A 12,700-nucleotide genomic window follows, 5' to 3' on the forward strand; every position below is an offset into this window, starting at 1 on the left:
TTATTTCAATCGGCGTAGCATCATTGCCTGCGGCAAGACTTAGACTTCAGAGGCCCACCTGACCCACAACGTTGGGGACTCTGAAGGTCTTCGCGTTAGATCATGGTGCGATCAAATGGACTCTATCACGATCTTCTGCGAACGCTGAAAGTCGATTCAAAGGGCGTCAGATCTATGTCCAGCAACCCATTCGAAGCCGCGGTGATTCTCGACGGCATCCGCCGCTGGGTCGAGATCGAGTCTCCAACGGAACGGCCGGATCAGGTCAACAAACTGGCTGATCTCGTCGCGTCGGGCTATCGTGACTTGTCGGCCAGCGTCGACCGCGTTGCGGCACGTGACGGCTGCGGCGATCATTTGGTCACACGCTCGTCCTGGGGGCAAGGCGTACCGGGCATTCTCGTGCTGAGCCATCTCGACACAGTTCATCCAATGGGGTTCATCGAGCGCCTGCCGTTCAAAGTCGAGGGCAATAGGGCATTCGGCCCAGGCATCTATGACATGAAGGGCGGTGCCTATCTCGCGTATCACGCGTTCCGGCAGGTTTGCGCCGATGATGCCCGCCCTCCGCTCGGCATCACCCAGCTTTACGTATCGGACGAAGAGATCGGTAGCCCGACCTCGCGGGCATTGATCGAGGCCGAGGGCCGCAAGGCCAAGTATGTGCTGGTGACCGAACCCGCGCGCGAGGGCGGCAAGATCGTCACCGGACGCAAAGGCGTTGCGCGCTTTGAGGTCTTCGTCAAGGGCACGCCGGCCCACGCCGGTGCGCGCCCCGAAGATGGCTGCAGCGCGATCCGGGAACTTGGCAATGTGATCCAGACACTGGAGGCGATGAACGATCTCAAGCGTGGCGTCACCGTCAATGTCGGCGTCGTCCGAGGCGGCACCAAGTCCAATGTGATCGCCGAAGAAGCCTATGCGGAAGTCGATATGCGGGTGCCGACCATGGCTGACGCCAACGAGTTGGTTCCTAAGATCCTCGGCATCACCTCACGCACCCATGGTGTCAGCGTGAAGGTTATCGGCGGATTGAACCGTCCACCGTATGAAAAGAGCAACGCCGGCGCCGCACTTTACGATCACGCCAGGAGCCTTGCCACCGGACTCGGCTTCAAGTTGCTCGATGTATTCAGCGGCGGCGGCTCGGACGCCAATTTCACCGCGCCGCATACCGCAACCCTCGACGGTCTCGGCGTCGACGGCAAGGGCGCCCATACGCATTATGAGCAACTCTACATTTCGTCGATTGAGCCGCGCGCCCGGCTCCTCTATCGCCTCTATCAGACGCTGCAATGATCTTCGCTCCAGTGAAGCCCGCGACCGCGACGTGTACTGAATGACGGCACGCTCGCACATTCGCGCGGCTCGTTCGAACGGCGCAAAGTGATCAGCTACCATCAGGCCGACTTGTCGAACAAAATCGTCGGATCTCGCCGTGGGCTTGCCACGTCAGCGCCCGATAGATGCGCATTGAAGCATTCAATAACGGCACAGCGGACGTTACATCCGCTATGGCTGCGAAGACGATGGATGCCCGATCGCGAAAGCGTGGGTGTTTCGGCAACAGCCTCGCCGCTTGCGAACCTCGTCTCAAGCGACTTTCTGACGCAGACCGTGGCGCAGAATTGCTGTCGACACGACACCGCTTGGCATCGCCTTACCGGCAAACCTGAGAGCTTTGGCATGTTCCGCGGGTTGCACAAGAGGGCTTGAATCGGACGTAACGTTAAGTTGTACGATCCCCAAAATCGACGCGAGTCTTCGTCTACCGTCGGAATCGTGAAGGATTACGAATGTCTCACCTCGTCAGAACATACGCTGAGTGTTGGTCATGATCCTCATTCCCGACAGCAAATTGGTCGAGACGCTCGTGCAGCGAGTCTTGATCGTAGCGCCGCGGCTCGCAGCTAGGTGTGAACGGCCCGGCATTCCAGAACCGATACTATGCGGCTGTCTCAAAGCGAGGCGCCAGCGAGACGGTGATGATGCCGGAAGAGATCAACGTACACCTCGATCCCGAGCCGGTGCAGGGCACCGCCGCTTCCTGCATTTGCAACCGAACGGCGAGACGATTGTACCGAACTCAGCTCGGAGAGCCAGCATGTGGTTCGATTCACACCACTTTCCCGACGCTGATGGGGGCTTTTTGTCGCGCAAGTGTGCGACGGCCCATGCGACTGCGGAGCTTTTCAAGAAACTTGAGCTGCAAATGTCGCTCGACGTGACTGGCGCGGCATCGGAAGAGATGGTTCGATATCCCGGAGCAGCAAGTTGAAAGAGCCGGACGGCATCAAGAAGGTCCTGCTGATCGACCACATTGAAGGCCAATGCCGGGCCATTGTCGGCTTCAAAGATGGAGATCCAAGATCGGCATATATGTGCGGCGAGCCTGTATGTCAAAGACCAGGCAAGAAACAGTCGTCATGGTGCAGCTATCACTACGGGCAGATGCACACGACTGCTTCCGAGCAAAGCAGAGCAAGTGGATCAAGTGTGCCTGAGATACCTCGAACAGTGTCGATCGTTCGCTCCCCATGACAACCATCAAGAACCGCTTGGTCCAGCTCGGGCCGCGTGATCATAGCCCGCGCAACGGGTACCCGAAGCACTCAATCGAGGTCTGGCGAAGTAATTCCAAACTCCGGCTGAACTACACCGGAACCAAAGTGTCTTGCGAAGCTCACGGAGAATGAGTTTGGATCTCTGCACATTGATCGAGCGCAACGCTGCATATGCCCCCGACAAAGCCGCGATCCGTTTCGAGGGACACACTCTGAGCTACTCGGCCTTCAATCGACGGATCGGGCGTGTCTCTTACGCCCTCAAGCGCCGACTCGGCGTCAAGAAGGGTGACCGGATCGCGATCCTCAGCCTCAACCGGCCTGACTATCTGACCTTGCTCTATGCCTGCGCGCGGCTCGGCGCAATCCTCGTTCCATTGAACTGGCGCCTTGCGGCCGCCGAACAGGTTTTCATTCTTTCCGACTCCGGGGCACACGTGCTCGTGTTTGAGCAGGCATTTAACGCCGTCTTGCCGGCTCTGACGCGGCAACTTCCCGATATCTGCCTTGTCGGCCTGGACTTCGCGCCGCCCGGCGGAAGCAAGTTGGACGACCTTCTGGACGAAGGCTGTGGGGACGAGTGCGATCCACGTGCGGACCTGTCCTGCCCGCTTCTGATCGTCTATACTTCGGGCACGACGGGACGACCTAAAGGCGCTGTGCTGCGTCAGGACGCTTTGCTGTGGAACGGGGTTATGAGTCAGCACATGCATGACTTAACCTCGACTGATCACGCCCTGACCGTTTTGCCGCTCTTCCACGTCGGCGGCCTCAATATCCAAACGACCCCCGGTTTGCATCACGGCGCGACGGTAACTATCCAAAGCCGCTTTTCGCCAGAGGCAACGTTTGATGCATTCGAGCATGACCGGCCCACGCTCGCAGCCTTGGTGCCTGCCATGATGCAAGCGCTAACGGACCATCCGCGATGGGCGAGCACAGATCTATCCGCGCTCAAAGCAATCTGTACCGGATCGACGATGGTACCTCAGCGCCTTGTCGAGCGCTTTGTCAGGCGCGGAGTGCCGGTCTTACAAGTTTATGGTTCGACGGAGACCTCTCCTATCGCTGTCTATACTAAGCTCGGCGCAGATCTCGCACCTGACGGCGCAAGCGGCCTGCCTGGCCTTTGCTGCGAAGCAGCCATCATCGATGACGTCGGCACCAAGTTGCCGCCCGGGATCCCAGGCGAGATCGCAGTACGCGGACCCAACGTCTTCTGCGGATACTGGGGCGATCAGCGGGCAACGCGCGAGGCCTTTAGTGATGGTTGGTATCGCACTGGTGACATCGGCCGCTGCGATGCCGATGGATATTTTTGGGTCCGCGACCGCAAGAAGAACCTGATCATCTCCGGCGGAGAGAATATCTATCCGGCGGAAGTGGAACGTGTGCTCATGAGCCATCCAGATGTCGCCGAATGCGCCGTCGTCGGTCGACCGGACCCGCGCTGGGAAGAAGTCCCGATCGCCTACGTGATCAGGCGACCGGGGGCCCGGATCGGAGCCGAAGCGCTGTTGGCGCACGTCCAATCGCAGCTCGCCCGTTTTAAGGTACCGCGCGAAATCATATTCACGCACGAACTGCCGAAAACGGCGTTGGGCAAGGTCCAGCATTTCATGCTGAAGGTCGACACGCAGTCAAGCCCGTAAGGAGACAGCAATTGAGAACGGCGGATTGGTTAGCCGTAGTTCCCTACTACACCACAGGAGATATCGAGGCGGCGCAATACCGCCTTTCGGTTGGTACCTCCATACGATGCGCCGCAGCGAACTCATCGTTGCTGGCATGGCGGTCTGTGCTTAATCACGCCAGGCGTCTGGGAGATTGTCATTGCCTCGGATCTTAATCATGAATGCCGGGACAGATCAAATGTCGGGTGGCGATCTAACAGCAACTCAACTGTCCCTTTCCGCCAACTCCGCATGCCGGTCTGCCTGGTTCGCACAGGAGGGTGATCTAATAGTCTCTCCGGTAGCAATCCCGGCAGACCTGCTATCCTTCATCGGCGCGACGCTCAATTTCGATGCCTCGCGTCTCTCGACGCTCGTGCCTGACGACGCCCGTGAATCGCCGATTCTCAATGATTGCACCCTGCTATCCAATGCTTTCGTCGAGCGACTCAACAGCCATATTCGCCAGAAATCAACTTGGAGAATGTCTGCCTGCTACTCTAGTGAAGGCGTAGCGCGCTTGGCGGCGCTGCTTGGCATCCCGCAGAGCGGGGACGAATTCGCTTTGCAGCGTGGGCCGGATCTCTTGAACCGCAAGAGCCACTTCCGTCAATTGGCGACAAGTGTCGCGCTCCCGCTGCCCAGTGGATGCGCGATTACGAACCCAAACGAACTTTTCAGAGCGGTCACCTCCTTGAGGTCAGAGACCGGCAACGTGATCGTCAAGTTGGATAATGGAGCGGGCGGAGTCGGCAATGTCATCCTGACCGGCAACGAAAGTGGAGCACTTCCTGGGGCGCGAGATACCCGAACGGTTGCTTGGCCATCGTTTGATCCTCAGGCCATTTGGTCTGAGATGACTACAGCATCCTGCAAGACATTGGTCATTGAATCGTACCACTTGGCTCGCGCTCTGTTCTATCTTGAGTATGAGATAGAGGAAGATGGTTCGATCGTTTTCATCAACAGTGGAAGCATCCGTCTACGTCGCAGCGAAGACCGATCCGAACGGGCGCTCATCTGGACAGGGCTCGAGCTTCCAAGCGACCTAACGAATGAGCAATGGCTGGCTGCCCAGGCGCACGCCTACCGATTTGTCGAGCTGGCGCGAACCTTGGGATATCGCGGAATGATCAACATTGACGGCATTTTCGCGAGCGACGGCCGGCTTTTCTTTAACGAAGCGAACGGCCGGTGGGGCGGAGGGTCAGTGTTACATAGTATTGCCGTCCGGCTGCTGGGCATCGATTATTCCAGTCGTCACGTTATTTCTTCCGTGAGAAACGTTCCATCATGTTCTCTCCGGGCCGCGCTTGATCGGTTCGTCAGGTATGGATTTCTATTCGATGGCACACGCAAGGAGGGCGTGATCCCGCTTGCCGTCGATCAAGATGCAGGCACCGTGGAGTGCCTGGTGATCGCGCCCGATAGGCCAACGGCCCGCGATCTGCAGCACCGACTCTTGGCAATGGCCAACTGAGATCACAGATCTTTTAAACTCCTCCATTCATTCGAAGCCATCCCCCGTATCCGAACGTGTGCTTGACACCCGCTGTTGGGAACGTCAGGTCAGTATCTGCTTCTTTCGCTCGAAGTAGACCAATCGTGAACCCAGGATATACCACAAGATTCAAGGCACGCTCTTGCGAAGTAGGCAGCGTCTGCCAGAAGTTGGCTCCGCGTCCTCACCCCGTCCGAAAGCCGTTTCCGCTAACGGTCCTCATAGGCCGTCAGCAGTGCTTTCGATGATCCGGCGATTTGCGCCGCTGCGTTTTGAACAGAAGTACACCAGCGATCGGCGCTCCCCAGCGTGCACAGGCTTCACCTCATGTCGAATCCTACATGTGGTGACAAGCACGGCCCCAAACGGCGGTCGAAATACCTGCTGTTCGTATGCGTTCGGATAGACCACGAACTCACCCCCCTCAAAGTCCCTCGCGAGTTGCACAATCACGGAGTACTCGAAGTCCGGGTCGCTCTCAGCGTCTAAGTGAATGCCAACGAACGAACCGGGAGGCAATCGATGCATCTGGCATCGGCGAATCACGTAATCTGACGATGCCCCCAAGATCTTTTTCAGCGCGAAGCTGCGGTCTTTCCTCTCAAGCAGTTCGATGATCTGCCCTGGAGCTTTGCCCTGCACATTGCTAGGAGGACGGCCCGGCGGATCTACCCTCACCCGCCTCACGAAGACATTGTGCGAGTCGCCGGCATCTCCGACCCGCACCTCTTCTTCGGGAATTTCCATCTGGAGCTGATCGATCCTCGCCAAATCATCTCGGGTGAACAACGTCTGAGGGGCGATCACGACCGTACCCTTCACCAATAACTCTATACGGTATTTGGTGAGAGCCTCCTCTGACAGCAGACGGGATCTATCGTTCATTGCGCGCGCCATGCGGCTTCACTCCAAGTTTGATCTTAGCGGGTGGCTTCCCACGCCTCGTGCGTCAGGCGGAACGCTTCCTCCCAATGCTCGCCATCGAAATCCTCTATTCTTATGTCTTCGATCGTTCGCTTATCCAAGCATCCAATGTTTACGCTGAAACCCGCGGGGTCCGATCGCGGCCGATAGAACGGCTTTACGCCGCAAATCCGGCAAAACGTGTGACGAGCAATATTCTTATTAAATTGATATGTATTGAGAAAGTCTTCGCCATACTCAATCCTGACCTTATCGCCGGGCACAAGTAGGTGCAGAAACCCGGACATTCGGCAGATGGAGCAGTTGCATCGAACTGCGGAGAGCTCTCGCGGCGCTCGGACGTAGAACTTGACGGCACCACAATGACAACTGCCGTGATGTTCGATCTCCGCAAGGCCATCTTCCTCAATTGAGACAGTTTGCAGCAGATCGCGGCACCACTGTAAGCTGAGCCGATAGGCTCGATCGAATTCATCCAAAAAACGACGATTGCCGTCAGCAGGCACAAGTTCGCGAATGAGCCGGGTCGTCATTTCTCCGTGATACTTCTCGGCGGGATCCTCGCCGCCGACATGACTGCGGAAGTACTCCAGATCGTCAGACCGCACATCAAAGGTTTTGACCAGGGTGGTCCACAGTGACTGGATCATTTCCGCAGCATGCAGCTCAAAAGCGACCATGTAGGCGCAGCGCACGACCGGGTCTTTCGATGACAATCCAGCATAGAGTGAATGCAGGTACCGCTTTGTTGTGGCGCTATAATTCGGCTGTATTGTTCTACCGAGTAGTCGCGATGCATCCTTTCTAAGCAGGTTTGAGTGGAAATTTTCAGTCGCCAGAATATCGGGTAGCGCCGCCTTGCCGCCTCGGAGAACTCGGCCATAACCGCCCGTCTCATCCCAACAGATGAAATTTGCGACCACGCTGGTTAGTTCAACATCCCAGGGAAGGTCTCGGTTGCGACGCATCGCATCAAATATGAGATCCTTTTGCGAGCCTGCCTGCAGGTAAGGGAACGCCTGTGACATCGCCAAGTATTCCGGCAGCAAACTCGCAACTTGGTGTTTAGACATCTCCGTAGCGAACGGATGCAGGCCAGACAGATTTCGCGCTTGCTCAGTCAGGTACTCGCAGAATATCTGCGAAGGGCGATCCAGTTGAACTTGCGACGCTTGAGAAGGCCTCATTTGAACCCCAACGTGAGGAGAGAATTGATGTTTGAGGAAAACTTCTGAAGGCGGCCAACTTGGTCAGACGGGTTTGCGGTCGCGTTCGCCATACAGGCGAACTGCCCCACGACCATCTTCGCAGTACCAGACCGGGCCATCAGGAGAACAGTCCTGTTCTCGAGCGCGTCGATAGGAACATGCCCATAGATTGAAGCGACGCCCCTCTCGCGTTGGATTTCTATCCACGAGCAATCAAATCCGCGAATGGCCAAACGCGCCATCCATCATTTGCTGATATCGGCGTCCGCCAGGCCAAGGGAGGCTCGCCTGACATGCGCAGGCGGCACATCGGGCCACCTCGATGCTTTCATCTGCGACCTGTCGTGGACGGATCAAGCCTCCTCGGTTGCTGTTCACTGCCTGCTCAGCGCATCCCCTGCGGACTTGATTCGGCATTGCCGAGACGAACCACATCCAGCGGGCTCTTCGAGGCCTGCAGCCGCAATCTACGCGACATTGCGGCTGCCGGCCGAGCGCGATTGTCTCAAGGCAAAGGGATCGCCGCTGCCATTCGCCCGTTCTGCGTGCACTCGTCCAATATCCTGTATTCCTGCACGCTTGTAGCAATTGCTATGCCAACCTTGTACTAGGCGGGCAAATGTCTGAGTACGAAACGGCTATTCAATGCTGGTATTTTGAATCTGGCGAGAATTTACGCGCAGTTAGAAGCCGAACAATGAAGACGCGTCATCGAATCAGCCGACACCATCCGCGGTGGACACAGAGCTGTTGAAATGCCAAAGATTGCTCGAAAAGCTACCTCATAGGTGACCGAGCGGAACCTCAAGCCTTGATTTCGCCTCGAGTAGGCGGGCTTCTGGCAATTGATGTTTTGGCGATGAAAAGCATCCCACGGCGCGCGAGGTCTTTGCCTCGACGCTAGTCCATTGGGGCACGGTCGTTCTCGGGATGATGATGGCGATCCTGACCACGACGACTTTCTATTTCGTCACCGTCTACACCCCGACGTTCGGCAGGACCGTGTTGAAGCTGTCCACGCAGGATGCGCTCTTGGTGACTCTCCTGGTCGCGGTAACCAACTTCATCTGGAATCCAATTGGCGGCATCGTTTCCGACCGTATCGGCCGTAAGCCAGTTCTGCTGTCCATTGCTGGCCTTGCGTTGATGACCGCCTATCCGGCTTTGAGTTGGTTGATAAGCGCCCCCAGTTTCGGCAAGCTGCTTGCGGTGGCGATGATGTTCTCGTTCTAATTTGGCACCTACGGCGGGATTATGCTGGGTGCTCTCGTCGAGATCGTGCCTGCGCATGTGCGCACAACGTGCTTCTCCCTGGCCTTCGCGTTCGCGGCGGCCCTGTTTGGTACGTTTACGCCACTCGTCTCTACTTGGCTCATTGAGCGGACTAATGACAAGGCTTCACCTGGATTCTGGCTGATGTTTGCAGCTGCTCTCGGTATCGTCGCGGCACTCACCCCCAAGCCATCGAGAGCTGCGAAGCCTTCTCTTCGGAAATCGCCCGAGAGCGCGTTGGGCGCGCAAGCAGCATCACGCTAGCACGTGATCCTAACCGCTGACGTGTCTTACGGCCTCAATCGATGCGTGGAGCCAGAGTTCGCTCAGCGCATCGACACGGGGCTCGGAGTCGCATCGCATGTCCGAAATTGTCGGAAACCAGACACGACGCCAAGTACGCCGTAAGAGTGCCACGTCCACGGTGATCCGCGTACGCGGCAAATCGCCACCCGACATAGACACCAGGCCGGCGGCCGCTGGATGTCGGCTGTGAGCGTTGGAAAGTCCTGGTCTGGAGACCGCCTTGTTGCGCTCCGAACAACGGACGGTTCCATCGAATGTGCAGCGGGTTGGGTCACAGCAGGCCGTGATGGACGTTGTCGGATCCGGACTCCGTGCCCACGCCGACAGTCCGAGCCGTATCGCGGTATAGAACCCTGGCACCGTGTACTCGGATCGATATCGCCCTCAACTCCGCGCCGGTGCGTCGGCTCGGACCGATCGGGCGCACTCTCAAGGGTGTTACTGTTATCGTTGCGGCTCAGCGCGAGGGCTGGTATCGCGGCAAAATAGCTGGTGAGCATGGAGCGCTTATGGCGGCGGAATGCCGATTGACGCGAGCCTGACGCCATCGCTTGATGGGTCAAGCGGCATCGCCGCTGATGTCATCGAGATGCAGCCTTATGACGCCCGTGCCCATATGCAGCGACCTGTGCGGCCCGATGGTGCACCATCTCGCACTTTTCAGGCGGGTAGCTCGTGCCGCCGCAGCCTCGTGGTTTGCTCGGACACGATGCGCTCCGGGACATCAGTCAGTTCGGACTGCAGGTAGACTCTTGGATTTTGCCATTTCCAGGCGCGACGTCGGGCCGCTCAGTTCTCGGCCGCCTTCGCTGCCGGTGAACAAGGCAATGCGTCTTGTGATCGGACGCATGGAACGCTCGACGTTCACCGCCATCAATTCTCTAGGTTGGAGTTGACCGGCCTGCAGGGTACGCCTTGTGTCGGATCCCGATTCTGCTCCGCCCTATGCGATAATCGTCACCGCAGGGGATTGTCTGTGCACTGAAGGCGGATCCGCAACCGCTAATCGGCAGTCTTCGATGACGCTGCTCAATCAAGAACGACAGCCATGTCAGCATTCCGAAATCAGCAAGGCCTTCTGGTGTCGCGGTTGTTACAGAGGCCGGGCTCAAAGAGCGCAAGCTACCCGGTCGCAATGAGACTGGGATTCCATCTGATGGCGATACAGTTCCAGAATTCCCTGTGAGGATGGTTGTCCGAATGTAAGTGATTTCGTTGCCGGACATCCTCCGCTGGCTGTTGCGACAATCACATTACGCGAAAAACACGACCTTTCCGCTACTTCCGTGCTGGCCCATATCCTGCATCGCGTGCAAATGTGAGACAGGAGAGCAGCCAAGATGAAAGTCACGTTTGCGCTTTTGCCGTCAATCGACGATGCAGCAGCCGGTGTCGAGCCGGCGACGACGATTAGCAACCTCGTGGAGACGAAAGCTTGTAACTCTTCGTGCGTTGGTCACGCCGCTCTCGATTTCGTTCTGGCCTGCGGGTCGCGTGGTATGTGCGCCAACACATCGATGTCGAGCGATGTTCGTGCGCGTCCGGTGGAAACAAACACGTTTGGCGCTGGTTTCGCAACTTTGAGCGGCTTCGGATCAACCCGCGCCACCACCCTACCCGCGCGAACAGATCCCTAGAGTCGACACCAATGCCGCTCGCGCGCTGACACAGATGAATGCGCGCCCATTCTGACGCGAGGTGCTCGCACGTGCCCGATAAACTGGATCTTCGGAGTTTCAAGCTACATGCGCAGCGCGATGCCGTACTCAATGAAGTGCATGCGCGCCCGTTTATGCAGCTTGTCCCTCCATTTAAGGTGACGCACTTCGCATTTCTTGCGCAGGGCGATGCGGCCGCAAGCGATCGCCGCGCCTTCGTCACGTTTTGTCGAGAGCGTGACCTTCCAGCTCCGCAGCTCTCAGCGAAACATCACCAAATCGACATCGGCCCCGTTGTGCTTCGCTGGGAGCAGCATGCCGAGTTCGCAACCTTTACCTGGATAGCGAATGGCCCGTTCGCTCGACAGAGCGACGACTCCCAAAGTGCGGTTCACTCCTTGATGCGCGACTTGCGGCAGGAAGGGCAGTTGCTGGTCGCAATCAAGCTGGATGTCGAGCAGCACGCCTCCCCATTGAGGCGCGCCGAACAACTTTTCGACAAGAGCAGCCTCGCCATGGCCCGCATAAAGGGCGGAGCAAGTGTTATGGCCTCGGATTTTCGCGTCGACGAAAGCGGTTTCACCAAAATTCTTGTCTGCGACCTCGGGCTGACGCCGCACAATCTAGGTGCACTGGTGCAGCGGCTGCTTGAAGTTGAGACCTATCGTCCGTTGGCGCTGCTTGGTCTGTCGGCCGCGCTTGAGCTTGGTCCATTTGTCGATCGCATTGATAGACGTCTCGGTGAGGTGCTCGAAGAAATGCAAGGCGCGGAGGGATTGAAGCTCAACAACCATCTCCTTGCCGAACTGACCGCTTTGGCCACCTCTTTTGAGCGAGGCGCGACCGGAAGCCTGTTTCGCTTCGGCGCCGGCAGAGCTTATTACGAGCTAGTCCAATCCCGACTGTCCATCATCGAAGGCAGTGAGATCACGGACTATCCGACATGGTCGTCGTTCCTGGCTCGCCGGATGGCGCCTGCGATGCGAACTTGTGAGACGACCAAGGATCGTGAGGTAACTCTGTCGGTCAAGTTGGCGCGCGCCGCCGATCTGTTGCGAACCCGTGTCGACGTTGAAATCGAACAGCAGAACCGCGACCTATTGCACGCTATCAATGAACGCACGGGACAACAGCTTCGGCTGCAGTGCACGGTGGAGGGATTGTCGGTCGCGGCGATAGGATATTACGTGGTCAGTTTGTTTGGCTACCTTGCCAAGGGAGCGCACGATGTTGGTCTCCATGTAGAACCCTCTTATCTAACCGCGGCGTGCGTGCCGGTCGCAGTCGGGGTGATCTGGCTGGTTAGTTACAATGCACGAAAGCGACACCTCAAGCATCGCGACGAGCCGTCCGTAACGGACAAGTAAGCATCGATTGTAGCTGATTGACAACAGAGCTTAACGGCAGACATTCCCGACCCACGTGGCAGCAGTTTTCACCAAGTCGTCGGCGGCCCGGATAGAGGTCATCGCCGACGGGAGGATTGCGCTTCAGCTCCGCTGAACGGTCAGCGCCAGGCTCTACATGCCTCCGTGCATGTCGGTGTGACCAGATGAGAGCCAAACCTTGACGCGTTCAGGACCGTAACGCTTAT

9 protein-coding genes and 1 pseudogene are annotated in these 12,700 nt (G+C 57.6%); 7 read left to right on the plus strand and 3 right to left on the minus strand.

Annotation, left to right across the window (positions count from 1 at the left end):
• Positions 1-174 precede the first annotated feature (174 nt).
• From AC1VNY_RS26220 to AC1VNY_RS26235, 4 genes are all read left to right on the plus strand, one after another.
• Positions 175-1,299 carry a M20 family metallopeptidase gene (locus AC1VNY_RS26220; protein WP_482407369.1) on the plus strand — a complete coding sequence of 375 codons (1,125 nt, stop codon included), beginning with the start codon at positions 175-177 and terminating at the stop codon, positions 1,297-1,299.
• 805 nt (positions 1,300-2,104) lie between these two features.
• Complete coding sequence (locus AC1VNY_RS26225) at positions 2,105-2,278, plus strand: hypothetical protein (RefSeq protein ID WP_482407370.1); 174 nt, start codon at positions 2,105-2,107, stop codon at positions 2,276-2,278.
• A gap of 420 nt (positions 2,279-2,698) precedes the next feature.
• Complete coding sequence (locus tag AC1VNY_RS26230; protein WP_482407400.1) at positions 2,699-4,216, plus strand: class I adenylate-forming enzyme family protein; 1,518 nt, start codon at positions 2,699-2,701, stop codon at positions 4,214-4,216.
• A gap of 199 nt (positions 4,217-4,415) precedes the next feature.
• Entirely contained in the window at positions 4,416-5,717 is a 1,302-nt protein-coding gene (locus AC1VNY_RS26235; protein ID WP_482407371.1) for a preATP grasp domain-containing protein, read from the plus strand.
• Positions 5,718-5,957: 240 nt separating this feature from the next.
• Here the strand turns inward: AC1VNY_RS26235 and AC1VNY_RS26240 are convergent, their stop codons facing one another.
• Together AC1VNY_RS26240 and AC1VNY_RS26245 are read right to left on the minus strand one after the other, a co-directional pair.
• Positions 5,958-6,635 carry a 2OG-Fe(II) oxygenase gene (locus AC1VNY_RS26240; protein WP_194456189.1) on the minus strand — a complete coding sequence of 226 codons (678 nt, stop codon included), beginning with the start codon at positions 6,633-6,635 and terminating at the stop codon, positions 5,958-5,960.
• Between the two features lie 23 nt (positions 6,636-6,658).
• Entirely contained in the window at positions 6,659-7,690 is a 1,032-nt protein-coding gene (locus AC1VNY_RS26245; RefSeq protein WP_482407372.1) for a GFA family protein, read from the minus strand.
• Between the two features lie 1,041 nt (positions 7,691-8,731).
• Here AC1VNY_RS26245 and AC1VNY_RS26250 point away from each other — a divergent pair.
• Positions 8,732-9,406, plus strand: a pseudogene (locus tag AC1VNY_RS26250) (MFS transporter); the annotation flags it as partial.
• Positions 9,407-10,172: 766 nt separating this feature from the next.
• Here the strand turns inward: AC1VNY_RS26250 and AC1VNY_RS26255 are convergent.
• Entirely contained in the window at positions 10,173-10,322 is a 150-nt protein-coding gene (locus AC1VNY_RS26255; protein WP_482407373.1) for a hypothetical protein, read from the minus strand.
• Between the two features lie 466 nt (positions 10,323-10,788).
• On the opposite strand from AC1VNY_RS26255, the gene AC1VNY_RS26260 reads away from it, so the two are divergent.
• Complete coding sequence (locus AC1VNY_RS26260) at positions 10,789-11,085, plus strand: hypothetical protein (RefSeq protein WP_482407374.1); 297 nt, start codon at positions 10,789-10,791, stop codon at positions 11,083-11,085.
• Between the two features lie 71 nt (positions 11,086-11,156).
• Complete coding sequence (locus AC1VNY_RS26265) at positions 11,157-12,473, plus strand: DUF3422 family protein (protein ID WP_482407375.1); 1,317 nt, start codon at positions 11,157-11,159, stop codon at positions 12,471-12,473.
• Positions 12,474-12,700 lie beyond the last annotated feature (227 nt).

It is taken from the genome of Bradyrhizobium ferriligni (genome assembly GCF_056837965.1).

Coding starts and splice junctions, on each gene's coding strand:
- AC1VNY_RS26225 (WP_482407370.1), top strand. CDS start 2,105: ATGTGGTTCGATTCACACCACTTTCCCGACGCTGATGGGGGCTTTTTG.
- AC1VNY_RS26255 (WP_482407373.1), bottom strand. CDS start 10,322: ATGGCGGTGAACGTCGAGCGTTCCATGCGTCCGATCACAAGACGCATT.
- AC1VNY_RS26235 (WP_482407371.1), top strand. CDS start 4,416: ATGAATGCCGGGACAGATCAAATGTCGGGTGGCGATCTAACAGCAACT.
- AC1VNY_RS26260 (WP_482407374.1), top strand. CDS start 10,789: ATGAAAGTCACGTTTGCGCTTTTGCCGTCAATCGACGATGCAGCAGCC.
- AC1VNY_RS26245 (WP_482407372.1), bottom strand. CDS start 7,690: ATGTCACAGGCGTTCCCTTACCTGCAGGCAGGCTCGCAAAAGGATCTC.
- AC1VNY_RS26220 (WP_482407369.1), top strand. CDS start 175: ATGTCCAGCAACCCATTCGAAGCCGCGGTGATTCTCGACGGCATCCGC.
- AC1VNY_RS26240 (WP_194456189.1), bottom strand. CDS start 6,635: ATGGCGCGCGCAATGAACGATAGATCCCGTCTGCTGTCAGAGGAGGCT.